General features: G+C 42.8%; 16 protein-coding genes. 3 read left to right on the forward strand and 13 right to left on the reverse strand.

What is annotated here, in order from left to right; translation table 11 throughout:
- Window positions 1-13: 13 nt before the first annotated feature.
- Together BUC20_RS22825 and BUC20_RS22830 are read right to left on the reverse strand one after the other, a co-directional pair.
- The gene (locus BUC20_RS22825) at window positions 14-1654 is read right to left on the reverse strand and encodes a RagB/SusD family nutrient uptake outer membrane protein (protein WP_073233430.1); all 1641 of its coding nucleotides are present in this window, start codon (window positions 1652-1654) and stop codon (window positions 14-16) included.
- A 17-nt stretch (window positions 1655-1671) separates the two neighbouring features.
- Window positions 1672-4539, reverse strand: a complete 2868-nt coding sequence (locus tag BUC20_RS22830) for a SusC/RagA family TonB-linked outer membrane protein (RefSeq protein ID WP_084529186.1) — start codon at window positions 4537-4539, stop codon at window positions 1672-1674.
- Window positions 4540-5060: 521 nt separating this feature from the next.
- On the opposite strand from BUC20_RS22830, the gene BUC20_RS22835 reads away from it, so the two are divergent.
- Window positions 5061-9143: a hybrid sensor histidine kinase/response regulator transcription factor gene (locus BUC20_RS22835; RefSeq protein ID WP_073233434.1), complete on the forward strand. Its 4083-nt coding sequence runs from the start codon at window positions 5061-5063 to the stop codon at window positions 9141-9143.
- A 60-nt stretch (window positions 9144-9203) separates the two neighbouring features.
- On the opposite strand, the gene BUC20_RS22840 is transcribed toward BUC20_RS22835, so the two are convergent.
- From BUC20_RS22840 to dinB, 5 genes are all read right to left on the reverse strand, one after another.
- Window positions 9204-9629 carry a PEGA domain-containing protein gene (locus BUC20_RS22840; RefSeq protein ID WP_073233436.1) on the reverse strand — a complete coding sequence of 142 codons (426 nt, stop codon included), beginning with the start codon at window positions 9627-9629 and terminating at the stop codon, window positions 9204-9206.
- A gap of 318 nt (window positions 9630-9947) precedes the next feature.
- Window positions 9948-11069, reverse strand: a complete 1122-nt coding sequence (locus tag BUC20_RS22845; RefSeq protein ID WP_234994578.1) for an AAA family ATPase — start codon at window positions 11067-11069, stop codon at window positions 9948-9950.
- Window positions 11038-11748 (reverse strand): RNA ligase family protein, encoded by a 711-nt coding sequence (locus BUC20_RS22850; protein WP_073233440.1) that lies wholly within the window; start codon window positions 11746-11748, stop codon window positions 11038-11040. Before BUC20_RS22850 ends, BUC20_RS22845 begins: the two co-directional genes overlap by 32 nt.
- Before the next feature lie 205 nt (window positions 11749-11953).
- Window positions 11954-14896: a DNA polymerase III subunit alpha gene (locus BUC20_RS22855; RefSeq protein ID WP_073233442.1), complete on the reverse strand. Its 2943-nt coding sequence runs from the start codon at window positions 14894-14896 to the stop codon at window positions 11954-11956.
- A 3-nt stretch (window positions 14897-14899) separates the two neighbouring features.
- Window positions 14900-16057, reverse strand: coding sequence for a DNA polymerase IV (gene dinB, locus BUC20_RS22860; RefSeq protein WP_073233444.1), 1158 nt, complete (start codon window positions 16055-16057; stop codon window positions 14900-14902).
- Between the two features lie 336 nt (window positions 16058-16393).
- Between dinB and BUC20_RS33970 the strand changes: the two genes are divergently transcribed.
- Together BUC20_RS33970 and BUC20_RS22865 are read left to right on the forward strand one after the other, a co-directional pair.
- Entirely contained in the window at window positions 16394-16534 is a 141-nt protein-coding gene (locus BUC20_RS33970) for a hypothetical protein (RefSeq protein ID WP_159441148.1), read from the forward strand.
- Entirely contained in the window at window positions 16524-17414 is an 891-nt protein-coding gene (locus BUC20_RS22865; RefSeq protein ID WP_159441149.1) for a lysophospholipid acyltransferase family protein, read from the forward strand. The genes BUC20_RS33970 and BUC20_RS22865 overlap by 11 nt, the downstream gene beginning before the upstream one ends.
- Before the next feature lie 59 nt (window positions 17415-17473).
- Here BUC20_RS22865 and BUC20_RS22870 read toward each other — a convergent pair whose 3' ends face one another.
- The 6 genes from BUC20_RS22870 to BUC20_RS22895 form a co-directional block, all read right to left on the reverse strand.
- The gene (locus tag BUC20_RS22870) at window positions 17474-18967 is read right to left on the reverse strand and encodes a RagB/SusD family nutrient uptake outer membrane protein (protein WP_073233448.1); all 1494 of its coding nucleotides are present in this window, start codon (window positions 18965-18967) and stop codon (window positions 17474-17476) included.
- Between the two features lie 12 nt (window positions 18968-18979).
- The gene (locus BUC20_RS22875) at window positions 18980-22459 is read right to left on the reverse strand and encodes a TonB-dependent receptor (protein ID WP_159441150.1); all 3480 of its coding nucleotides are present in this window, start codon (window positions 22457-22459) and stop codon (window positions 18980-18982) included.
- Between the two features lie 214 nt (window positions 22460-22673).
- Window positions 22674-23810, reverse strand: coding sequence for a FecR family protein (locus BUC20_RS22880; RefSeq protein ID WP_073233452.1), 1137 nt, complete (start codon window positions 23808-23810; stop codon window positions 22674-22676).
- A gap of 97 nt (window positions 23811-23907) precedes the next feature.
- Window positions 23908-24483 carry an RNA polymerase sigma factor gene (locus BUC20_RS22885; RefSeq protein WP_073233454.1) on the reverse strand — a complete coding sequence of 192 codons (576 nt, stop codon included), beginning with the start codon at window positions 24481-24483 and terminating at the stop codon, window positions 23908-23910.
- Between the two features lie 126 nt (window positions 24484-24609).
- A complete protein-coding gene (locus tag BUC20_RS22890) occupies window positions 24610-25074 on the reverse strand; it encodes a VOC family protein (RefSeq protein ID WP_234994579.1) in 465 nt (154 codons plus the stop codon).
- Window positions 25075-25082: 8 nt separating this feature from the next.
- Window positions 25083-25532, reverse strand: coding sequence for a GNAT family N-acetyltransferase (locus BUC20_RS22895; RefSeq protein ID WP_084529230.1), 450 nt, complete (start codon window positions 25530-25532; stop codon window positions 25083-25085).
- Window positions 25533-25544 lie beyond the last annotated feature (12 nt).

Below are 25544 nucleotides of genomic sequence, written 5' to 3' on the forward strand. Positions count from 1 at the left end.
TTGTTTGGAGGAATTAATAAGTATATCCTGGATTTTGAGTCATGTTTGGATTGGTCTGGATTTCCGTATAAGGAATCGGGAAAAGGTAATTCTTCGAAGCATCGAAAACCGCCGGAGCAATATCCTGGATGCTATAGTTAAAAGTTCCATCTGGATTTTTAACGATATTCATCCCTTTCAATGGGCCGTTGAGCACCTGTTCCGCAATCTTCCATCTTCGGATATCCCAGAACCGTTGTTCTTCGAAAGCCATTTCAACGCGGCGTTCGTTTCTGATCAGGGTACGCATCTGGCCTTGTGAGATACCTGCCGCAATTCCATACCTTCCATCTGTTCCGGCAGTAATTCCCGCTCTTTTTCTGATGGCAATGATGGCATCTGTTACTTCGGCAGCGGGGCCATTGTATTCATTGAGTGCCTCCGCATAATTCAATAAGATCTCCGCATAGCGAAACAGCATCACATGGTGATTCTGGTTGCTATAAATACCAGAGCTCTCGAATTTTCCCATGAATTTACGCAGGTAATAACCCGTTTTTGTTTGGGTTCTGCTCCCTCCCGGACGATCTAATCCTCCGTTGAATGTTTCTACAGGTCTGTTCAGCCATTTACTGGTATTGAAAAGCACTGTTGCCGAAAATCGGGGATCTCTGTTTGCATAGGGATTTGCGACATCATATCCGGAGCCGGTTTCCATTGGCATTTTGCCATTTTTCATAGGGAAAGCATCTACCAGATTTTGAGTCGGGCTGGTATTTCCATTTCCTGCAGTATATCCTATTGGTCCGTTATTCAGTTCCACATTCTGGCTTTGTGCCTTCCCCTTCATGAAAATGATCTCCGGATTTTTAACCGCATTAAACAGGGCAATAAAATCAGTTCCCAATGAATAATTGCCCAGTGTCATGACCTCTTTTGCCGCATCAGCAGCAGCTTTCCAGCGTTGAAGATCAGAACCAGGATTCAATAGCGGGCTGGCTCTATAAAGTAAGATTCTTGACTTTAAAGCCAGGGCAGCACCTTTACTGGCTCTGCCAATATTCTGATCACTGAGCACTGCAGGTAACAAAAGGTCTTTGACCGCTTCAATTTCAGACAGGATATAGTCGTAACATTCGTCAGTAGTATTTCTTTTTAGATTGACATTATCGTTCAGGCCGAATATTTTATCGCCAATCAGCGGAACCCCGCCCCATCTTTTTACCAGCTCAAAATAAAAGTAAGCACGAAGGAAACGCGCTTCTGCTTTCCACTGGATTTTCAACTCCGGCGTGGTGGGTACCACATCGATTTTACTCAGGAACATATTGGCCCTGCGGATACCTGTATAATTGTTTTCCCACTGGTTATCGGGAAGGTTTTGCCCGGAGATCAGTCCGGTTCTGAAACCTTCCACCAGACTTCCGTCTTCTGAAGATACCGCATCATCAGTCCCTACATCCAGGAAACTATTGATCACCCTGTTATAGCCCTCAGGCAATTGCAGATAAGTACCATTGAGAAACTGTTTTGCATAATCTGCATTCTTATCTATATTATCGAATACCAGATCTTCCCCGATTCGTTCCAGAGGTTCGCTTTCCATTGATTTGGAGCAGGAAGCTATGATTGCAATCAGGCCTAATCCTGTAATTATATTTTTTATACGCTTCATTACTTTAGTGTTCAGGTTTAAAACTGTAGGTTAATTCCAAAATTGAATACGCGTTGGTTTGGATAATCCCAGGCTACGACTTCAGGATCTACCCGCTCAAGTGGGGTAATGGTGAGCAGATTGCTCCCATTCACAAAGATCCTTGCCCTGTCCAGCTTTATAAAGCTGATCCAGTGCTGAGGTAAGGAATACGCAAACTCCACATTCTTTAAGCGCAGGTAGCTGCCATTTTTTAACCAGAAAGAAGAGTTTCTTTGGTTATTGATGTTATTCCCAACGGTTAAACGCGGATAAGTCGCCGTATTGGCCGTTGCAGGTGTCCAGCGATCCAGGTGATGGGCAAATGCCTGTCCTGAACCTCCAATTCCTACAGATTGAAACTCATACGTTCCGGCTCCGTTTACAAAAACATTCCTGTTGGTTACCCCGTTCCATACCATTGAAAATTCAAATCCTTTATAATTGAAACCTGCAGTTAATCCGTAGAAAATCATCGGTTTGGTACTTCCTATTGGCTGTTCATCGAAAACATTGATTACACCATCTCCGTTCAGGTCTTTATACCTGATGTCGCCAGGCACCGCTTTAAAACCATCCACTTTCGCACTGTTGTCAATTTCAGTCTGATTATTGAAGAAACCATCGGCCACCATTCCAAAAGGCTGTCCGACCGGAAGTCCGGTCCTTTTCATCCATTCATAAGGCCTGATGACCTCATCTATATAATCGATTCTGCTTTTGCTGACCGAAGCATTTCCACTTACAAACCAGTTCATGTTCCCCGTTTTACCATAATAACCTGCAGTCAGCTCTACCCCGCTATAGGTTCTTTCTCCAATATTTTCAATTGGCCTCTTATTGCCCAATATGGCACTGGCATTGGTTCCACGTTGTTGTAACATGCCGCTATAGGCATTGTGGTAATATTCCGCTGAGAATTGCAGCTTGTTCTGGAATGCAGAAATATCGAGGCCAATATTGAGTTTATCTGCCTTTTCCCAACTGAGGTTAGGATTAGCTAAAGCCGCTTCTACAATTGATCCGTTGCTCGTTGCCGGGTTACCAAAATAAACAGAACCGCTGCTCTCATAGTACTGTTGATAAAGGAAATCTCCTGCTCCGCTATTGTCGGCACTACGACCATAACTCCCCCTTAATTTGAGGGTATTCAAAGATTTGAAAGATTTCATAAAATCTTCTTTTGAGATGTCCCAGCCCAATCCTGCTGCGGGGAAAAAACCCCATTGTTTATTGGTTGGGTAGCGGTTCATTCCCATATAGGAAGAGGCCAGCTCTACGAAATACTTTTTGCTGTAATTGTATTGAAACCTTGCTGAAAGCGCAGAATTGGTAATGCTCAGGTCTGAGCTGTTCACATAATTATCGATGTTATAATTGAGGGAAGCATTCAGTTCATGATTTCCAAACACCTGATCGTAACCCGCCAGAAATTCTGTATAAATCTGTCTGTTCGTTACATCCTGTCTGGAGCTGTTGTTCTGAGAACCATCTGTACCATATTTAATGATATCAGCACCCCCATCCGGTTTAGGGGTATACTGATAAACCGCAAAGGATTTACTACGGTTGATCAGTTCAGAATAATAGGTATTGAAAGATCCTTTACCTTTTACATATAAACCTTCCAGCAAACCATCAAGCTTTTGTTTCAGGCTTAAATCGACTCCCAGGTTCCGGTTATAGCTTGGCCTGTAACCCGATCCGATCACCTGCCCATATAAGTTATTGGTAAATTGCTGATTTCCTCCGAAGGAACCATCCGGGTTTAGCATCGGATAGGCATTGTTTGGTGTCCTTAGCAAACTCATATAAATCAGATCTGAACCTGTGATCCCTGATAAACTGGCATCAATAGCACCAGGTTCGTTCCCATTTCTGATCCTTCCAAAGATGTTCAGCGAAAGCAACAGGTTTTTGGTCAGGTCGGCATCTACATTTGTACGGAAACCATAGCGTTTAAAGGAGTTATTTGTTTCATAACTGTTTCTTGTGGCATCAGAAACAAAGAAACCACCCTGATTCAGGTAATCAAGGTCAACAAAATAGCGGGCCTTATCGTTTCCTCCGGAGAAGTTCAGGTTATACCGTTGCTGGCTCGCCTTATTTTTGAGAATGCTATTGTACCAGTCTACATTAGGGTACAATACCGGATCAGAACCATCACGGTATTTTGCAATTGCTTCTGCCGTATATCTTGCTGGTTTTCCATCATTTGCCAATGCTTCATTAAAAAGTGAGGCATAATCCCCGGCATTCAGGAAGGAAGGAATATTCAGTTGTTTCTGAATGCCGCTTTGCGCGGTAAAAGAAATTTTTCTGGGTGCAATACCTCCTCTTTTCGTTTCAATCAGGATTACCCCATTGCTTCCCCTCATTCCATAAGTAGCCGTTGCCAGTGCATCTTTTAAAACGGAAACAGAAGCAATCTGTTCCGGGTTGATGCTGCTCATATTTCTTGGCACCCCATCAATGATGACCAATGGAGTCCTTCCCCTCAGGGAAATGGATGCCGCATCTTCTCCCGGTTTGGCCGATGACTGAACCATATAAAGACCAGCGAGTTTTCCATATAAAGTAGCTTCTATCTGTGCCACAGGAAAGCTCAGCAGTTCATTTCCACTGATGACCCCCTGGGATTGCAACAGTTGTTCTTTCCGCTGTGTACCAAAAAGTACCGGAATTTTGCTGGAAGGCAGTTGAAAGGAATAGGAACTCCTGACTACCTTTCTTGCAGAATCGTTCAGTGCTTTCTTATTGAAAGTACTATCCTGGGATTGGGCATATGCCGTCTGATGAGCTGCTGCCGTTAAACAGAGCATCCCCAGTCCCAAATTTCTAAATGAATAGCGTAGTTTTTCTATCATATATCTGGTTTTAAGTTTAGGTCATTTGATATTGCCGGAGGTTAAAGCAGCCCTTCGCTGTTGCGAACAGATTCACAGTCGAAGGGCATTGCAACCTAACCGTACTTTTGTAAATTATTTTTTAGCTATCCCGGACCAATAAATGGTATGAATGACGGGGCAACAGCTGCGCAGGTATTTCGATGCGTCAGTGTAAATGAAGAGAATAAATCAGTTTCATGTTTTCGGTGGTTTGGTTAGTTGGTTAATTGGTTAGTTGATTTTTCGATCTGATGACCGATACAAAATCTGAGTAGAACAGAGAGGACTATAATCCTCAGAACTTTGTCTTTTTGGTCGTACCAAAGCTGTAGGATTCTTTTTTTTAAAAGGATGAATATTCTAAAAGAAAGGGTAGAAAAATCAAAACAAACCGTCTTCCTGCAACAATTCAACAATATTTTCTAAATAATAAGGATGAATAATCCGATATTCATAGCTTAGCTAAACCAATATTAACAGCCCGTGGGGAGGGAACAAGTATGAGATCTATTAAAAGGAGCTTTGGTTTGCCATTGCTTTCCTTTCTTATTTTATGGCAGCTGAACAGTTATGCACAGAAAGACATTAGTTTCAGCAACCTGACGCTGGAAAACGGTCTTTCACAGAACTCTGTCATGGCCATTACCCAGGATCAGCAGCAGTTTATATGGTTTGGAACAAAGCACGGATTAAACCGGTACGACGGCTATCAGTTTAAGGTCTACAAAAACAACCCCAATGATCCCAGGAGTATCTCCAGTGATGACATCACCTCAGTTCTAACCGACAAAGAAGGTGTGCTTTGGGTAGGGACAGTCAGAGGATTAAACAGATACGACTCAAAAAATGACGACTTCAGGCGCATTACTGCAGATCCTAAACTTAAACATGGAATCAGCAGCAATTCAATAGAACATATTTATCAGGATTTAAAAGGTAACATATGGATCAGCACCCTGCGTGGAGTCAGCCTGCTCAGCGACCGCAAAAAGAATGAGTTCAGGACTTTCTTGTTTAAAGGCAGCTCCGCCAGTCAGGCGATAAACAGCATTTATGCGACATTAAGAGACCGTAATGACCATGTTTGGTTCGCTACCAGTGACGGATTGGTCTGTATGAACCTTAAAAATGAACAATACAAGGTATATCGGCATGACCAAACGAAGAAGGGAAGTCTGAGTTCCAATTACATTACCAGCCTGGCTTTTGATGCACAGCAGAACATCTGGATCGGAACGGACAATGGGCTAAACCTGTTCAATAAAACCGACTCTTCTTTTTCGGTTTACCGGCATAGCGACAACCTCAATTCACTGGTTCATAATGACATCCGTGAAATCATGCCGGACCGGAAAGGAATGCTCTGGATCGGAACACAGGAAGGGCTAAGCATTTTCGATCCGGAGCGTAAAAAATTCATCAATTACCAACATGATCCGGAATTAAAAGAAAGCCTGACACATAATTCGGTACATAGTATTTTTCAGGACCGAAACCACAGCATCTGGATAGGCACCTTTTATGGAGGGGTAAACATTGTTCACCCTTTCGCTACACAGTTCCATACTTACAAGAACAGCAAGCTGCGGCCAAGCATCAGCAGCAACATCGTAAGTTCCATCGTGGAAGACGACCAGCAGAACCTGTGGATAGGAACAGAAGGCGGTGGTTTAAACTATTATAACAGACGCAACAATACCTATACAAATTATAAAATCAGCCTGAACAATAAACACGGTCTGACCTCTAACCTGATCAAAACCATTTGTAAAGACAGAAATGGAAACTTATTAATAGGAACACATCATGGCGGACTGAACATCTTTAACCCCAGGGATAAAAGCTTCAGGTCTGTCGTTAATGTGAAGGATACCAACCGCACGGTCAGCACTGCCGAAATCATTGCCATTTGTGAAGACAGTAACCGGGATATCTGGATTGGCTCTTACTCCGGGCTCACTCTGCTAAAGATGAAAACCGGAGATCCCGCAGCTTATACGATAAAGAGTCCTCTGGAGAAACTGCTCCCGGACAAACACATACAGGTATTGTTTGAAGATCGGGATAAAAACCTCTGGATTGGCACCCAGAGAGGCTTAAATGTCTATAATTTAAACAGCAAACAGCTCCGTACTTTTTTAAAGGATAAGAATGACCGTAATCAACTTCAATCTGATTACATCAATTGTATCGTGCAAACGGCTACAGGGAAGCTTTGTATAGGAACTTATTTTGGAGGATTGAGCATTTATGATCCAGGCACAAAAAAGTTCAAAACCTATACAGAAAAAGAGGGGTTATCCAATAACAATGTGCTGGGTGTGATTGAGGATGAAGCCCGTAATTTATGGATCAGTACTGATAATGGTTTATCAAAACTGGATCCCGAAACAGGGAAATTTCAGACCTATACCAAAAGTGACGGTCTTGCCGGAAATGATTTCAATGTACGCTCTTATTTCAAAGACAGCAAAGGGGCTCTTTTTTTTGGTGGTTACAACGGGCTGACTTCCTTTTACGCCAGGCAGATTGAGATCAACCGGCAGCACAGTCCCATTGTGTTTACCGGCCTGAAATTATTTAACCTTCCTGTTGCGGTAAACGGTCCGGATCAACTTTTAAAGGAGGATCTGAGCAGCAGCAAAAGCATCACCTTTGCACATGACCAGAATCACTTTACCCTTGGTTTTGCCTTGTTAAACTATATCAAATCTGATAAAAACAGGTATGCTTATCTACTGAAAGATTACGATAAAGACTGGAACTATACGAGCGATCCCAGTGCCACTTACTCCAATCTTCCCTCCGGCGATTATACTTTCCTGGTTAAGGGAATCAATAACGACGGGATTTCCGGCACTCGTCCGGCAGTGATAGAGATCCGGATCAAACCTGCCTTATGGGCCAGCTGGTGGGCCTATTGCGGGTATATTTTAATCCTTGCAGTGATCCTCTTTCTTATCGTCCGTTATATTGTGATCCGGGCACTATTAAAAAGATCGGTAGACCTGCAGCAGATGAAGCTCAGTTTTTTTACCAATATCTCCCATGAGATCAGAACCCCACTGACACTTATTCTGGGCCCACTGGAGAACCTGCTGAGAAACACACAGGACAATATGGAGATCCACCGGCAGGTGATTCCCATAAAAAATAATGCAGACCGCTTAATGAGGCTGATTACTGAATTAATGGACTTCAGAAAGGCAGAAGCAGGGCATCTGAAATTGACAGTGAGCAGGGAGAACATCGTGAGCTTTACCAGGGAAATCTTCCTGGCCTTCCACCATATTGCCATTAACAGGAACATCGGATATACCTTTGAATGTACACAGGAATCTATTCTACTCTATTTTGATAAGGGGCAATTGGAGAAAGTACTTTTCAATTTACTCAGTAATGCTTTTAAATTTACGGATGACCAGGGACAGATCACGCTCTCTGTTCAGGAACGGGATAATGTGGTAGAGATCAAGGTAAGAGATAACGGGAAAGGAATCCCCTATGAAAGTCAGAATAAGCTGTTCAGCGACTTTTTTCAGGTGGACGAACAAGGTTCAAGTCATATTGGTTCGGGGATAGGCCTGGCACTTTCCAAAAGTATTGTGGTCTCACACCACGGAAAAATTGGGATAGAAAGTCATCCTGCAATCGGAGAAAAGGCTGGTGACACTTGCTTTACCGTTATGCTTCAAAAAGGAAAGACCCATTTTAAACCGGCAGAACTGATGGAAAACATTGGTTATGATCTGCATGTTTCTCCCCTATTGAACGAAAATCAGCCTTCAGTAAAAGAGATCAAACCTATAGCAGGTCATGAAACGATTTTAGTGGTAGAGGATAATCCGGAAATCAGACAACTCATTTCCGGGCTGCTCAACCAGAGCTATCAGGTGATCGAAAGTGAGGATGGATGGAAGGGCTGGGAAACCGCCATTGAGCTCCTGCCCGACCTGATCATCTGCGACATCATGATGCCCATAATGGACGGACTGGAGCTTTGCAGGAAGCTAAAAGAAGATGAACGGACCAGTCATATTCCAGTGGTCTTACTCACTGCAAGGTCTACACATATCCATCAGGTCACAGGACTGGAGACTGGTGCAGATGCTTATATCACCAAACCTTTCAGTACAGAATTGCTGGAACTCAACATCAGGAACCTGTTAAATTCCAGAGCCGCCATGCGACAAAAATATGGACAACAGGTGACCTTACAACCTCAGAATGTCATTATCGGATCAATGGACCAGGCCTTTATGAGTAAGGTATTAAAGTATATTGAAGACAACATGGCTGATCAAAGTTTTGCTGTTCCGGACCTGGCTACCGAAATTGGAATGAGTCAGCCCGTTTTATACAAGAAAATACGGGCGATTACAGACCTTTCTGTAAATGATTTCATCAAATCTATCCGCTTAAAAAAGGCCGCCCAGCTATTGGAGCAGCGGGTTTATACCATATCAGAGATTTCTTATCTGGTAGGATTTAATGATCCTAAATATTTCAGCAGGGAGTTCAGGAAGCAATACGGAGAAACACCAAGAGGATTTATCAATAAACTGGGAGAAAACAAGGCGTAAAAAAGGCTGAATGGAATTTTCCATTCAGCCTTCCGGATATTCCTAAAAGATGCTCAAATGTTAGTTTGCTTTAGCTGCTTCTTTTACGGTTTCCTTTGGAACCTCTTTTGACGATTCTTTTGACGGTTCTAATTTCATTTCGTAAACCTTAGGATCATATTTCATCATTGCTCCAGTAGCCGCATCAATACCCCAACCGATGATAAAAAGTAAATTTATAACAGATACGGCATTAAATGTTGTTGCTGGCTGGAATGTTTTTGTTTCAAAACCAGCTTTCTTTAAAGTAACCGTTTGCCCGGTAAAGCCCTTTTTAAGCCTCACAGGAGCTGGTGTTACGCCAGAACTTAATCCATCCACTTCTATATCAGCTCCCGGAGGAACCGAATTGATTTGAACAGTTTGTTTTGAACCGGTAAAGATGGTTGCACAGCCAGAAAAAAGTAAAGTAAGGGATAACGCAGAAACAGATAGAATTTTTTTCATCAATTGAGTTTAATAATCGTCCTACTCATATGGCTTTTCAGTAACGCCCCGTTTTTTATTCTGTTCGCTGGACTACAGATGATTTCATTAAAAGAATAGAAAAACATCAGCAATCTCAGCTGCCAGGATTGTCTTTTTACACAAAACAACAATAACAAACACAAAAAGCGCAATAAATTTAAATCAATTAATATAAATTCAAAAATAGAAACAATATGTCATCATAAAAAGGGAAATACAAATAAAATTAAGTAAAAAAAATAAACACAAATGTATATTATACACAACAATGAAACTCAAGACCTGTAAGAGTTCTATTCAGGAACTATGATAAGAGACTGCATGTGCCTCCCATGGTGCCGGGACCTCCAGCTTATGGATGAGCTTCTCCATAACCAGGTCTGGCACAATGGCTTCCCTCCCCTTATTTTGACGATGTAGCATTGCATAAGGACTTTCGATATACACGATGCGGACCTTTGCTTTATAAGTGCTGAAGAGATCGATCAGTTGCATCCTCATCTGGCTGGTGGTATTGGTCGCATTCCAGACAAAGCCTTGTTGTTTACGCAGCAAGACCCTTGCCCGCTCTTTGGCTTCCTGTATCACCCGGCCATTTCCAGCCTTGTCCGTAGGTTTAATTCCCCATTCCCGACGGATATCGTCCAAAGAGATCACTTCCATATCCGGAAAGTTCTTTTTAATAAACGTATCTTTCCCCGACCCCGGCAATCCGCTCATGAGTACCACTTCCATTAAAGGAACCTCAAAAGGGATATAATCCGGATAGGCATTTTCTCTTTGTAAATAATACATGCGGGCATCATCAGATACAAAGGGCCTAGCGATCCCCCAACATCCCTGCTCCCTGCAGAACTCTTCAAAGCAATCAATCCGGTACAGCATTGCCTCCTGGTCTTCACAGATACGCCCCAACATATCGGCTCTTGCCAGCAATGCCAGCCATTCGGTATTGACCTCCATACTGGCCATGATCAGTGCTTTCAGGGGATCCGGTTTTTCGAAAAGCCAGATCGGAAGCCCATGATACCTCACCAGTGCCACAATTTGTTCACGAATGTAAAAAGGGGCGGGTTGATCCTTGTACAGAACCTGCCTGGCTTTCATTGCTCCTTTCCGGGCATGCCCTTTTGAACTGATGCTGCCATCCTGTTCCAATACCGTAGTACTGTATTTCTCTACATCATGCAGCAATGCCGAGGCCCAAAGCATTTCTTTTTCCTGAGCAGCTAGCTGCTGAAAGCATTTGTCATTTTCCAAAGCAGCCAATACCATTTGCGTATGTACCGCCACATTGCCTTCGGCATGATAAATTTTATCCTGAGGAACTTCCTCCATACGTTTCACCCAGTCGAACTGTTTTTCCAGTTCTGGCCAGGATTTGTCTTTACTGATGGTCCACATAGGTACCTCCTTCATTATTCAGCGCGGCGCGTTTCCAGTTACGGGTCCAGTGCTGGTCCGTTTTTACGTGCCCCTTTCTTACATATTTAAACACATTATCCGCAAATCCGGCTACGGGATAGCTTTCCGAATTTCGGGTTACAATTCCTTCAATGGTAGCCAGATTGCCACTATAGGCATCATGCGGATCGAACAGACCTCTTCCTGCTGCCAGTTGCAGGACCTCTTTCTCAAAAGAAGGCCTGTCGCCCGCAGGCTTAAAACTCCCGATCACCGGTACAGTGGGCAAATCCAGCATGGCCGCGTAAAACCTGGTTTCCTCCCAGCTGAGCCATTGGTCCTGTTGCCTGATGCCAAAGACATAAAAATGATGCTCCAGCGAACGGTATTCGATAGAATGAACGGCATACAGGTTCTCCAGGAAAATCTCAAGCGTTCCAAGATCGTTCCTGATCAACTGCCAGAATCTCCTGAGACTTTCGGTCCATGGAGAAGTGGTAGGTGCAGCATGGGAACGGGCAAAGACACCATGTCTGGAAAGACAATTGTTTTCCCCATCCAGTTTCTCTGTATGGATCAGGGCAGGGATTTTTTCTAATTGCTCCCAATAGTGATGTTGTATTCTGTCGTCACTGGTAGTCCCCGGAGAAAAAGGGTAGTGATAGGTACGACCGTATTTTTGTGAAATACTCATGATATAAAATTAAAATAAAAGATAAGACAGACACCTCCACCCATGAAATGGGGGAAATGGATTTCTAATTTATTTTAATCGTATTACATGACATTGGTCTTTAAAGGGTTGTGGTTATTTTGACAAAAGTAATCAATTTTTCTCTTTGAAGAAATTTACATTTTATCCTTTTGCACCAGCATCATAAAACCAGGAGGCCCCGGCATTACGCCATTACCGGATTATCGACAATGGGCAATTTCGCAAAGCGGATCACCTCCACACTTGGGAAGCCGAAATCTGTTACTATTTTTCCCAGAATCAGGTAACAGCCAGTCCCCCTGAAAGGGTAAACCGGGGTAGAATCCGGGAAGTGTGTGGTATCAAAGAAGTTTCCTTCTGCGTCCAGAAAAGTACCGAACCACATCTTCTTATTGTTTTTGGTATGTACTGTTTTCTCACAAACGTAAAGCCCTACCATTTTTACTATTTTTCCTACATGGCTGATCAGTTCTGAGGTACAGAGATCGCCACGATAGCCTGTTTGCAACAGGTCAAACATAGAAAGGCTAAGCGGGAAGCCCAGCAATTCCAGTTCATGATAAGCATCTTCCAGTTTGGTATTGATGAGCGTTGGCAGTTCATAATGTTTTGCTTCGACCCGGAACAGCTCTGCATCGCTAAGGGGTTTATCCTTTTTACCTAAAAGCATGTGCACATCCCAAAGCAGCTCCTTTTTACTCCTTCCAGTAAAGCGCAATGCCCCTACCCGAATCAGAATAATCACCTGTTCCAATCCCATCCCGGTACGCCTGACCAGATCCTCCAGACCGGTATAATCGCCATGTAATCTCCGTTCTTCCGGCAGCAGTTCTATGAACTTATTCTCCAGCCCCTGTATACCGATCAGGCCCAGATAAGCTTCCATCCCCCGGATACAGACCACCTGCCTGCTGTGATTTACACAAGGTAAATGGACAACTGCCCCTGCTTTTTTCAATTCATGTACATACAACCACCTGGAATAAAAGCCTCCGTAATTATTGAGTACAGCGACCATAAACTCCCTGGGGAAATAAGTTTTCAGGTACAAACTCTGGTAACTCTCTACTGCAAAACTTGCCGAATGTGCCTTCGAAAAACTATATCCGGCAAAAGAAGATACTTGTCGCCAGACCTCCCTGGTGGTTTCTTCCGCTCTTCCCAACAACATTGATCCTTCGAAGAACTTTTCAACCAGTTTGTCGAACTCTGTTCTGGAACGGTATTTCCCACTCATGCCTCTTCTCAGAATATCCGCATCAGTACCATCCATACCGGCATAATGTATACAGACCTTGATCACATCCTCCTGATAAACCATTACCCCATAAGTATCGCCCAGTGTTTCCTTCATTACGGGATGCAGGTATTTTACATTTTTGGGATCATGAAAACTCTGGATATAGGTCTTCATCATTCCTGACTGGGCCACTCCCGGACGAATGATCGAGCTTGCTGCAACAAGAGTCAGGTAATTATCGCAGCCTAGTTTGATCAGCAATTGCCGCATTGCCGGAGACTCAATGTAAAAGCAGCCAATGGTATTGCCCGAATGCAGCCTGGTATTGAGATTCGGATCCTGCATGAATATCTTTACCTGATGGATATCTATTTTTTGCTGCAGGTTTTCTTCTACCAGACACACGGCTTCTTTAATATGACCAATTCCCCGCTGACTTAAAATATCATATTTATCATAACCGATTTTCTCTGCCTCATACATGTCCCATTGTACGGTAGGCATTCCCTTTGGGGGCAGGTCCAATGCGGTATAATAGGTAATCGGCTCCTCAGAGATCAGCACCCCTCCGGCATGAATGGAACGTTGGTTTGGCATATTTCCCATCAGTGCATAGGCCGCCATGATCTTCTTAAAAGTGGGGTTATTCTTATTTTCGGCTTCCTTTGTGCGATCCGTAAAACTATCTATTTCGGCTTTAGGCAAACCCATTACTTTTCCGATTTCCCGGATCACACTACGGTCTTTGAAAGTCGACATGGTCCCCAGTAAAGCAGTATGTGCTTTGCCATAGCGCTTAAAGATATAGTCCTGTACATCTTCCCTTTCGTCCCAGGAATAATCAATATCAAAATCCGGTGGAGAGGTCCGCTGTGCATTCAGGAAACGTTCAAAATACAGGTTCAGTTCAATAGGATCTACATCGGTAATCTGCAGACAATAGGCAACGGTGCTGTTGGCTCCGGAACCCCTGCCCACATGGTAATATCCTTTTGCCATCGAATAGCGGATAATGTCCCAGGTGATGAGGAAATAGGCACAAAAATCAAGTTCATCGATCACCTTAAGCTCTTCCTTTACTTTCTTTAAGGCGGCTTTATTATTTTTCCCATAGCGGCGTTCCAGCCCTTCTATTGCCAGCTTATACAGCAGGGCCTTATCATCTTCCTTTTTTCCGGTAAAGGTACGCCGGTTGAGGTGGACCTTCCCTTTCGGATAATCCATGACACAGGTGTTCATCAGGTTGCGGGTATTATCGAGGATGAAGGCATATTTATTAAAGCGGCTTTCCAGCTCTCCCGGAGGAAGAAACCGGTCTGTATCGGTACATTTATCGGCCGGGCCCACCATCGTGATCAGGGTATTCAGGTCTATTCCCCGGAGGTATTCGTGTAGCCGGTATCCTAGTTTATCCGCTACAAATACAGGTTGCAAAACCAACAGCTTATCTTTTATCGCCAACAGGTCCTGATGGTACAATTGAGAAAGCTCATCAAAGCGGATGCCCAGGTATTCGTTATTTCTTAAGGTTTCTGTATGCCCAAAAGGATAAACGATATAGGCATTATCCATCGCTTCTGCCAGATCGGGCAACTCTTTTTGCTCCAGGTTGTGCAGGGTAAGAAAATCGTTCAGCTCCTTCATCCCTTCCCTGTTTCTGGCAATGCCAATGTACAACAGCTTTTTATCCCTCCGGAATTCCATGCCTCCAATAGGTTTGATCCCTTTTTCTTCACAGGTCCGCATGAACTCCATCACCCCTGTAGAGTTATTGATGTCGGTGAGTACCATCTGGGTAATGCCAAGCGCCACTGCTTCGTCAATGAGCTGAGGCATAGACATCGTACCATAACGGAGGCTATAATGGGAATGGACATTCAGGTACATGAGCTACAGTTCTAAATTCATGGTTGAAGCCAGTTTAATCGCCTTATCCCCGAAGCGCTTTCTGATCTTATCCAGCGCCTGGTACAGGCTGTATTGTTCCTGGGATTCACTGTATAAATCGATCTGTTCATGACCGCTCACCAGGTTAGAAAAGCGTACACCCACCAGGCGCAACAACATCCGTTTCTGGTATACCTGACGAAACAATTCTTTTGTTTTAAGAATCAGAACACGGTCAAGGGAAGTATAGGTAATTGCGATTTGTTTGGTGACGTCTTCAAAATTAGAATATCGGATGGTGACCGTGATGCAGGCCGTAAGTTTCTTTTTCTGCCGGAGGTCAAAAGCCAGGTCCATCACCATAGAGGTCAGGAGGTTATTAATCGTATCCACATCAATGCTGTCTGCTTTGAAAGTACATTGGGTACTGATGCTTTTCTGTTCCTGGTAAGGAATAACCGGAGAATGATCTACACCTTTTGCCTTTTGCAACAGCGACAGCCCATTCTTACCGAGAATGCTATTCATCTGATCGGGATGGAGCTGTGCAAGGGTATAAATCTTTTTAATCCCCATATCACTGAGTTTAATAAAGGTTTTCTCCCCTAATCCGGGAATCTTCCGGATCGACAAAGGATTCATGAAGTTCTGAACCTCCTCTTGTTCTATATTGGCTTCTCCATTTGGCTTGAACTCATTCGTTGCCATTTTTGAAACGGTTTTATTGACTGATAAACCAAACGAAATGGGTAGTCCTGTTTCTCTGATGACGGTAGCTCTTAGTTCCTTTACATATTGAAGGGTATGGTGAAAACGGTCCATCCCCGTCATGTCGATATAGTGCTCGTCTATGCTTGCTTTTTCAATCAGGGGAACCCTGTCTCTTAAAATCTCGGTGATTTCCATGGAGGCTGCAGAATAAGCATCCATATTGCCCTTAATAAATACAGCATGCGGGCAAAGCATTTTTGCCATCCGGGAACTCATTGCCGAGTGTATCCCGAACTTTCTGGCTTCATAGCTGCAGGATGCCACTACGCCCCGATCAGAAGTTCCGCCAATGATGACCGGCTTTCCGACCAGACTGGAATCTTTCCGGACCTCTACAGATACGAAAAAAGCATCCTGGTCCATGTGAATGATGTGCTTATCTGAAGACATGAAAAAAATTTTAGATCACAGCAAAGTTATGCTAATATTTCCATCAAAATAACAAAAATACTAATTTTATTAGCATAGATAGATTGGAGATAAAATCCACTGTAAAAAATAATTTTCTTCCGGCCGTAGGGGTAAGGACAAATCTTGTTGTCTTAAAGGCAAAGACCAATATTCCCAGATCATGAAACATACATTTCTGCTAAATCCTGTCAAACATCCCGTTCGTGGACAGATTCCCGCTGCTCGTCAATTTCTTTTCTCTGAGCAGGCCCCTCAACCTAATTTCGCCTTCATTCCAATTCATTGAAGCCTGAAGCTTCTTAAACTATGATCCCAATGGTACGATTAAAAATTATGACTGCACTTACTTCTAATCCATATTTCTGGCTGGTCAGCTTTGTATTAATTGCGACGGTACTGTTCGTTGTTTTAATTGCTTATTTCCTGAAAATTATCCATGAACCCTGTGAAGAATAATCCGCTAAAAAAAGCCCTTTACTACTTATCATTTCTTTCCGTTTACCTTCCTGTTTACCTGCTGGGATTACTTCCTCTTTCCGTTTCTAAGGGAACTTTAGGAAAAATGCTGTACTTCCTGTCTTACCGGATTTTCAGGTACAGGTACAATGTGGTGCTGCAAAATCTTTCCCGGGCTTTACCTACTAAATCCTATGCGGAGATCCAGCAGATTTCCAAAGATTTTTACCGGCATTTATCCCTTATGATTCTGGAGACCACCCGGTTATTTTCGATCAGCAGCAGCTCACTTCTTAAAAAAGTAACCTTGTCTAACGTGGAAATGGTGATGGATTATTATGAGCAGAAAAGAAACATCATTGCTGTTTTAGGACATTATGGCAATTGGGAATACCTGAACATTCTACCTGCCTACCTTCCTTTTAATGTGAATGCCATTTATAAGCCGCTCAGCAACCCGGTAATGGGCAAACTGATTCATCACATCAGGGGGCGTTTTGGAATGCGTCTGATCCCCGCAAATCAGGCATTAAGGTATCTGCTGAAACAAAAAGACCAGCCACAAATGTCCCTTTTTATCGCAGATCAGTTTCCGGGCATAAATGAAGATACCAAGTTTGATTTCCTTCATCAGTCTACCAATATGTTCAATGGAGCTGAAAAGCTATCTATTGCCACCGATGCGGTTGTGGTTTATATAGACATCAAAAGAAAACCGGACAACTGCTGGGAAGTAGGTTTTTCGCTCATCACCGATGCCGCGAAACAAACTGAGGAGCAACAGATCACGAGGTGTTTTGCGGATAAGCTTCAGGAAACGATTAAAGCGCATCCGGCGTATTGGTTATGGTCGCATAAAAGGTGGAAGGTGGCCGTTTGACAAAAAAGGCTGCTTCATCCGGGATGAAGCAGCCTTTTCAGGTATAAATATTTTCAGAACTATGGATTCTGTCCACCAGGACCAATCGCCGGGTTGGCGTCAATCTCGGCCTGAGGAATAGACCATTGCCATTCCGGTCCACCTGCAGGAACAGACAATACGCCAGATAAGGCAAGTGTCGCATTTCCACCGGTTCTGTCGACTGGTAAATTCAAACGCTTCAGGTCAAAGAAACCAAAGCCTTCTCCCCAGAGTTCTGCTCTTCTTTGGATCAGGATCTCTTCCAGTAATGCAGCACCAACATTTGTTGATAAAACATAATTTGGATTACGGTTTTTTGCCAGTGTAAATAATGCATTCTGAGCATTTATATTTTCCGCAGCATTTCCTTCTACTGCCAGATGAGCTTTTGCTTCTGCTTCAATCAGGTACATTTCAGCCACCCTCATGTTCACAACATCTCCGATACTCGTTGTACCTGCATTTGTGAATTTGCGTTGCATAAAAGTTGACCTGACTCCACCAGTCGGCACAGGGAAGTCCTTATTGGCCCCCGTTGGATCCCAAAGCCCTCTACGAACATCTGTTGCCGCTATTTTATTATACAATACAGAATTGATCCGTTTTGGGTTCGTTCTGTTTGCACTGGAACCATAGGTTCCCATATAGGAAAAGAAAGAAAAGAAATAGGTCGTCTGATCTTCCACCTGTTTGCTGCCCCACATCCATTCTGTGTTCTCGATATTGTTAAAACCAGCCCTGTAATCGGCATTACTCATCAGATTCAGACCTGTTCTGGCTTCTGCAGCATTTTGCGCTGCCACGGCCCATAATCCCTGAGCTAACGCTACCCTGGCTTTAATTCCTTTGGCAACATTGAGGTTCAAATGTGATTTTGTAGGTCTGACACTTGCTCCGTTTAACTCTACAATCGCTGCATCGATATCTTTATTGATCTGCGCATAGACCTCTTCTACAGAAGCTCTTGGTTTTCCTCCATCAAGTACAGAATTGATCATCACCGGCACACCGGCCTGGGTATTGGAAGCCCCTTTATCGTACCGTTTTCCAAAAACCTGTACCAGCGCAAAATGTGCCCAGGCACGATAAGCCAGCGCCTCGCCTTTAATCAGTTTTTTATCTGCATCAGGTCCTGTCGCACCATCGATATTGTCAATAATCATATTGGCATTCTGAATGATCCTGTAATAGAAAGTATAGATAAACTCATTGTTCAGGGTATTTGCACTTCTATGGGTGATCCATTTATGAACACCGAAGGTGGTTGTACTTACCGTATTGATCAGGTCATTACCCATATAATCAATGTTCAGGTTGACAGAGCCTTGTCCGCCTTCTTCCTGTCTTGAGTACTGGATATACAGTGAACGGTGCATTCCGTTTAAAGCAGTCATCGCATTTATAGTGGTGGTAAAAACAGCACCGTTGTCTATCAGACTGGTAGGGTCAGTATTCAGATACTCCTTTTTACAAGCACTCATTGACAAAACGAGTACTACCAATGGCAAATATATTTTGTGTAGATTTTTCATAATTGTCTTCTTTTAAAATGTTGCATTTACACCTAAACTCAGCACTCTTGACGGAGTATAGACATTCGAATTCGTACCACTAAAGTTTTGTCTTGGATCAAATCCTTTACGTTTAGAGAGCAGGAACAGATTTTCGCCGGTAGCGAAGACATTGAGCTTGCTCAGTCCAATACTTTTGATCCATACCGGCGGTACCGCGTAAGACAGGTTAACAGAACGCAAATCAAGATAAGATGCATCAATAAGAAAACGGCTTGAAGTCACATTATTTACCGAAGATCTGCCAACATCAAGTCTCGGAATACCAGACGGATCCCCGATTTGTTGCCAGCTTTTTAGCGCATCCACGTGTAAAGATCCTCCATAAGAGCTATAGGCCATCAGGCTCTGATAATTGGAATCCATTGATTTTCCTCCAACACCATAATTCATCTGTACAGCAAGTGTCAGGTTCTTATACCTGAACGTATTGGTAATACTTCCATCAAATTTTGGTATTGAGGTTCCGGAATAAGCAAAAAGCGCATTATTAACGTTTGTAGTATATTCTTGTCCATTGACAGTTCTGATATCTGCAGGTACAAATGGCTTTAATGGATCGCGCAGAAATAAACCTGCACCATCACTAGGATCTACTCCTGCCCATTGACGCAACCAGAATTCATAGCGGGAATATCCCTCAGACAATTGTTTTGTGCCATCGATAAATTTTGGCGTTTCAGTTGGCATCTTGGTGATTTTATTTCGGATCATTGTCCAGTTTACATTGATATCCCAATTAAAACCAGTGCCTTTTATAATATCTCCACCAAGCTGGATCTCTATCCCCTTATTGCTCATCTTTCCGATATTCCTGTTAATACGACTTCCATAGGTATTTCCGTTTCCAATACCGATACCATTAGACAGTGGCAAAGGAACACCAAACAACAAATCTGTAGAACGTCTGTTGAACAGCTCGAATGAACCTCTTAATCTATTTCCGAACAATCCAAACTCTACAGCCACATCCACCTGGGTATTGGTTTCCCAGCTCAGTTTCGCATCTGCTACGTTGGCTAACAAGGCACCCGGTTCTCCAGCATTATTATACCCTAAACTGTAAAACGGACGATACGGATAATAGTTTTGTGCACCAGTTTCAGTAGTTGCAAAGTCATTTCCCAATGAACCGTAAGAAGACCTTACTTTCAGATAATTTACCCATTTGATGTCTTTCATGAATTCTTCCTGACTGGCAATCCAGGCACCACCTAATGCGTAGAAACTACCCCATTTATGGCCTGGTCCCCATCTTGAAGAACCATCTCGTCTATAGGATCCGGATAAAAAGTATTTTGAATCGAAATCATAATTCAACCTTATAAATGCAGCCTCCTTTTTGTATTCATCAACGTAAGAAGAAAGATTCGTGGTTGTAGCAAAATTGACCAGTTCCTCATTACCATCCAGAATTTGTGTATTTCTGGCTCCGCTGAGGTATTTATATCCGTAACTATAATTGTTATGACCTAATAAAACACCAATATTATGTTTATCGAATTTTTTCGAATAATTTAACAACTGCTCAATTGTATACGCTGTTGTGGTGGTGGAAGTATTTCTGGCTCTTCCGTTTGGAGCCCCATCTCCCACAATTTTATTCTGATAGTCGGAGAAAAAATAATTAGTTACATCAACGCCCAGATTGGTGGTGAATTTGAAATCTTTCAGAAAAGTAATTTCCCCGTAAGTTCTGGCTCCCAGTACATTTCTTTTAGTCTGAGTTTTATTCAACAAAGTTTCCTGAAGGATGTGACGTCCAACACTGGCTCCTGAAGGTCGGTTAGGAATCCCCAGGGAAGAAAACAGGTTTCCGGTATCATAGATTTTTGCACCTTTTTCATCATAAAGAAGCTCTCCTGTTGAAGGATTATGAGCATACACCGGGTAGATTGGCCCCATGCCTCTGGAAAAATTAAAAGGGTTTACAAAACTGTTACTGTCATCTGCATCAGCCTGATTGGCTCTGGTCAGATTCCCTGTAATGTTCAGTCCGGTTTTAAACCAGCTCAATGGTTTGGAATTTACGTTGATCCTACCATTAATTCTGTTAAAATCCGAGCGGATGATGTATCCTTTTTCATCCAGGTAACCAAGAGAAACATAATAATCAGATTTATCGGAACCTCCGCTAACTGCCATTGTATAGTCCCCTCTTGAGCCTACTCTTTTTACCTCATCCAACCAATTCAGGTCATCAGCGTATTTCAGTTGTGCATTGGGATTTAGCAACCCATCCGTACCTACAATCGACTTGTCGTCTACATTGAAGGGATTATTCCCTAATAAGGTTTTAATTTCGTTGCTTGCCATGGTATTCGCCGCATCTAAAGAAAGTCCCGGGGCAGTCCCGGTAGGATATACCAGACTATTTCTGAAGGCCTGCCAGGCTAAAGGATAATATTGAGCAGCATTTACAGTTTCGTATTCCCGTACACCTCTGGAAGTTACCCCCTGCATTGCTCTTATGCTCAGTTGTTCTTTATTTGCCCGACCTTTTTTAGTGGTGATCAAAATCACCCCATTTGCAGCACTGGAACCATATAAGGCAGAAGAAGCCGCATCTTTCAATACACTGATACTTTCAATATCCTCTGTATTCAGGTTTCCGATATTTCCATCGTACTGAATACCGTCAACGACATACAAAGGATCATTGGAAGCATTGATGGAACCAGTCCCGCGTAATCTGATCGTAGGACCCGCTCCTGGTTGTCCGCTTCCTGCACTTACCTGTATCCCGGGAGCCGCACCAGCAAGGGCACTAAGCAAATTTGTAACCGGTCTTTTTGCTAAATCATCCTTCCCCACACTGGCGATTGCCCCTGTATAAGCCGCTTTCGTAGAAGTTCCATAAGCAACAGTTATCAGTACATCACCAAGGACTTTCGCATCCTGTTCCAGCTGAATATCACCCAGATTTTCGGCTGCTTTTACTTCTTTTGGAAGGTAACCAATATATGAGATGACCAGAACAGCACCTTTTTCTACATCTTTAAGCAGAAAATTTCCTGCCGCATCTGTACCTACTCCTTTGCTCCCTGATTTTAGTTTGACAGAAGCACCGCCAAGAGGGTAGCCCGCCTCATCGAGTATACGGCCACGCACATCAATTGCAGCAAATACAGCTGCAGCAGACCTCAATAACTCCGCTTCTGTTTTTTTTCTGATGACCACAATATTGTTATTTACAGAATAGGTCAGGTCCTGATTGGCAAAACAAATTTGCAACACTTGTTCAATAGTAGACCCCTGAACATTGATATCAATGGGTTTAGCATTACGGATTAACCTGGTATTACCCAGAAAATCATAACCACTTTGTGTTCTTATTTTATTGATGATTTTTTCAAGTGAGGCATTCGTCTCCGTCAGCGTAATGCGCTGAGCATATCCATTAGCACTTACATGTAGCATTCCTATGGACATTAAAATTAGAATCAGCTTCATAATCCTTAAGAATTGAATAGGTATCCACGCCAAAGGCCTGCACCTAAAAAGATGGTAAATAATCATATATTTGATTGTTTGGGTTAAATTGATTGAGTTGTTTAGTCGCAATAAGAATGGGTTTTCCCGAACAAGAGATATTTAAATATCAGAGCCGTTCGTGTTGGTAGCACAGCGGCTCTTTTTTTCAGGGCACCCTACATGATATGTAGAATTATTTCATCACAATGATCCTCCTTCCTTCGATCTTGAAATGCGCCTGTTCTGTTTGTTCAATGGCATTGAGTATAGCAGATATATTTTTTGAACGGGATACTTTACCGAGCAGGGAAATTTCTGATGGTTCCATTTCATAAACGATTTCCACATCATACCATCTGGCCACTTTTCGTAAAATGCTCTCCAGGTTTTCATCGTTAAAGACAAAGTTTCCATATCTCCAATCCAGGACATCTTCCGTATTCACCCTGGTCACTTTAATATTTTTTCCACTCGCCGCACTCTGTTCTCCCGGCTTAAGTATAATTTCAGGTCCCGATCCGGAGGAGACACGTACAGATCCTTCCATTAAGGTTGTTTTTACACTGGTTTCATCTTTATACGAATTAACGTTAAAATGAGTCCCCAGGACCTCTATTTCCTGACCCGAACTCTTTACGCGAAAAGGACGGGATGCATCTCTGGCCACTTCGAAATAGGCTTCGCCAATCAATGCTACCGTCCGGTCTTTATGCACAAAAGAAACCGGATAGGTTAGTTTCGATGCTGCGTTCAGCCAAACCTTTGTACCATCAGGTAGCAAAACCTGATATTGCCCTCCCCTTGGTGTTTCAATGGTATTTACCGCGCCGGCGCTTGCCGCTGCGTCACTTTTAGTGCTTTCTATCGTATAGACAATCTGTCCCTCTGCATTTTTACTGATCTTCATTCCGGACTCCTCTGCCAACTGACCGGTAGCGACATCAGTTAAGACAATCTTTTTCCCATTGGCCAATGTTAGATAAGCTTTATTGTATCCCGGGCTGATGTCATTCTTCACAAATTTATCCTGACCATTCTCTGAGCCGGCTTTTGTGTTCCCCTTAAAATAAAACAGAATGCCGACGGATAAGCTGATCAGTACGATAGCTGCTGCAGAAATTCTGGTCCATAAACGGCGTTGGTTGAAAACAGCATCAGGCTTCAGGTTCGTCCATACTTCATCCTTTATGTTCAGAAGCCGCTGTTCAGCAATGTCACAGTCCGGATGAGTATTTTGGGCATACCAGGTTTCCAGCAACGCAAGCTCTTCAGGACTGCAATTGTCATGATGATATTTATTCAGTAAATCATCTAAATCAATTTTTCGCATGGGATTTAAAAGGCCTTTAATGGCATGATAAAAGATAGACCTTTAAGTCCCATACCATGGGGGTAAAATATTTTCAACTTTTTTTAAAAAGCTAAACTCACCAAAAGATCATCAGCATATAATAGACCAGCCGAAATTTAATTTTCAGGATTTTAAGGGCATTTTTGATATGACTACGCACAGATTGTTCCGTAATATCCATCTGTTCCGCGATCTCTTTATGCGTATAGTTGTGCTTTCTGCTCAACTCAAATACAGCTTTCATCTTTGGTGGCAGGGATTGGACTTCTTTTTCAATAATAGCAGCCAGTTGGCGCTCCCTTACCCTGTGATCTGTAAGTCCCTCATCAGGTTTAAGAAAAGCAACTTGTTTTGCTGCATAGGCGGAGACCACATTTTGATGAGCAATCACTTTTAAAACTTTATTCCGGATTGCGGTATAAAGATAATTCGACAAGTTACTTTGAATAAAGAGGCTTGCTTTCTTACTCCATAAATCTTCAAACAATTCCTGAACAATATCTTTAGCCTGTTCTTCATCACGAAGACGGTTTAATGCATGTTTGTACAACACGACAAAAAAACGTTCATACACCTCTGCAAATGCAGCGCTGTCTCCTAAACGGAGTCGCTCCGTCAGATCGCTGTCGGGAAGATCATCGTAAGAGGTCATTAATTGATTAATAAATAAGGCTAGGAAAAGTTGTTCCCAATATTAATTATTTATAATCTAATTGTATTGTTTTATTTACAAATAATGCGATAAAAACCGATCATCAAACAACAAAACAGACGTTTTTCAATGATCATCGTTTACTTCCAACCAATGTCCGTCGGGATCCTGGAAATAAATCTGTTTGATTCCATCCACCCTCAATGTGACGGTTTGAGCGGCTCCGGCCCAATTTTCATAAGGAATATCTTCAGCTTTAATCTTTTCAATAAAGGTTTCGATTGAACCTACACTGAAACACAAGTGCTCATTTTTATCGAAGCTTCCCTTACCTTTCGCTCCCTGAATCAAATGCAGCTGTCCGGCAGGACCTAAGCTAAACCAGGTATGCCGGCCATCGTGAAAAGGTTCCGGAATCTGGGTAAATTCGAAAACGTTCTTATAAAACGCTGTGGATTTCTCCAGATCAGTTACGTATACCGCAATATGATTTAACATTGCAGCTCCTTGTTTTTTCTCTGTTTGTGCCATTGTTTTATGAAAGGAGCCGAGGCTAAGCGCGGCCGTAATGAGCAGGACTATTATTTTCATGATATTTTTTAAATTAAATTGACATCACGGTCTAAACGATATAGATCAAAACCCTTATCCCAGTAATCTTTTACGACTTCTCTAAGCTCAAGACCAAATTTTGCGTAGAACTGATGGGCAAGCTGCGAGGTTCGGACCGAAACTGTCTTTATTCCTTCTATTTCTTTAATTTTTTGAATCCTGAACTTCGTCAATGCAGATCCGAGGCCTTTACCCTGGCTTTCAGGATGAAAGAAATCCCAGGATAACTTTCCGGTTTCCCCGTCTTCTGATAAGTTAAAACCGCCACAGCCAAAAATAACGCCGTCCAGTTCAACTACATAATAATTGTCGGCATGGTGATCCAGGTAATCGATCAGGTCAGCTTCTTCATTAGGAGAAAAATAATCGGGTATGTTCAGTTTCAACAATTCCACGATTCTGCTGCGATCCGCAGCTTCGTGTTTTCTTATGATCATGTCATTCATTTT

The organism is Pedobacter caeni (assembly GCF_900129215.1).
GTDB classification, from domain to species: domain Bacteria; phylum Bacteroidota; class Bacteroidia; order Sphingobacteriales; family Sphingobacteriaceae; genus Pedobacter; species Pedobacter caeni.

What these genes read in the sequence shown, in the direction of transcription:
- BUC20_RS22825 (WP_073233430.1), bottom strand. Translation starts at nt 1,654, where the DNA reads ATGAAGCGTATAAAAAATATAATTACAGGATTAGGCCTGATTGCAATC.
- BUC20_RS22830 (WP_084529186.1), bottom strand. Translation starts at nt 4,539, where the DNA reads ATGATAGAAAAACTACGCTATTCATTTAGAAATTTGGGACTGGGGATG.
- BUC20_RS22835 (WP_073233434.1), top strand. Translation starts at nt 5,061, where the DNA reads ATGAGATCTATTAAAAGGAGCTTTGGTTTGCCATTGCTTTCCTTTCTT.
- BUC20_RS22840 (WP_073233436.1), bottom strand. Translation starts at nt 9,629, where the DNA reads ATGAAAAAAATTCTATCTGTTTCTGCGTTATCCCTTACTTTACTTTTT.
- BUC20_RS22845 (WP_234994578.1), bottom strand. Translation starts at nt 11,069, where the DNA reads ATGAAGGAGGTACCTATGTGGACCATCAGTAAAGACAAATCCTGGCCA.
- BUC20_RS22850 (WP_073233440.1), bottom strand. Translation starts at nt 11,748, where the DNA reads ATGAGTATTTCACAAAAATACGGTCGTACCTATCACTACCCTTTTTCT.
- BUC20_RS22855 (WP_073233442.1), bottom strand. Translation starts at nt 14,896, where the DNA reads ATGTACCTGAATGTCCATTCCCATTATAGCCTCCGTTATGGTACGATG.
- dinB (WP_073233444.1), bottom strand. Translation starts at nt 16,057, where the DNA reads ATGTCTTCAGATAAGCACATCATTCACATGGACCAGGATGCTTTTTTC.
- BUC20_RS33970 (WP_159441148.1), top strand. Translation starts at nt 16,394, where the DNA reads ATGGTACGATTAAAAATTATGACTGCACTTACTTCTAATCCATATTTC.
- BUC20_RS22870 (WP_073233448.1), bottom strand. Translation starts at nt 18,967, where the DNA reads ATGAAAAATCTACACAAAATATATTTGCCATTGGTAGTACTCGTTTTG.
- BUC20_RS22875 (WP_159441150.1), bottom strand. Translation starts at nt 22,459, where the DNA reads ATGAAGCTGATTCTAATTTTAATGTCCATAGGAATGCTACATGTAAGT.
- BUC20_RS22880 (WP_073233452.1), bottom strand. Translation starts at nt 23,810, where the DNA reads ATGCGAAAAATTGATTTAGATGATTTACTGAATAAATATCATCATGAC.
- BUC20_RS22885 (WP_073233454.1), bottom strand. Translation starts at nt 24,483, where the DNA reads ATGACCTCTTACGATGATCTTCCCGACAGCGATCTGACGGAGCGACTC.
- BUC20_RS22890 (WP_234994579.1), bottom strand. Translation starts at nt 25,074, where the DNA reads ATGAAAATAATAGTCCTGCTCATTACGGCCGCGCTTAGCCTCGGCTCC.
- BUC20_RS22895 (WP_084529230.1), bottom strand. Translation starts at nt 25,532, where the DNA reads ATGATCATAAGAAAACACGAAGCTGCGGATCGCAGCAGAATCGTGGAA.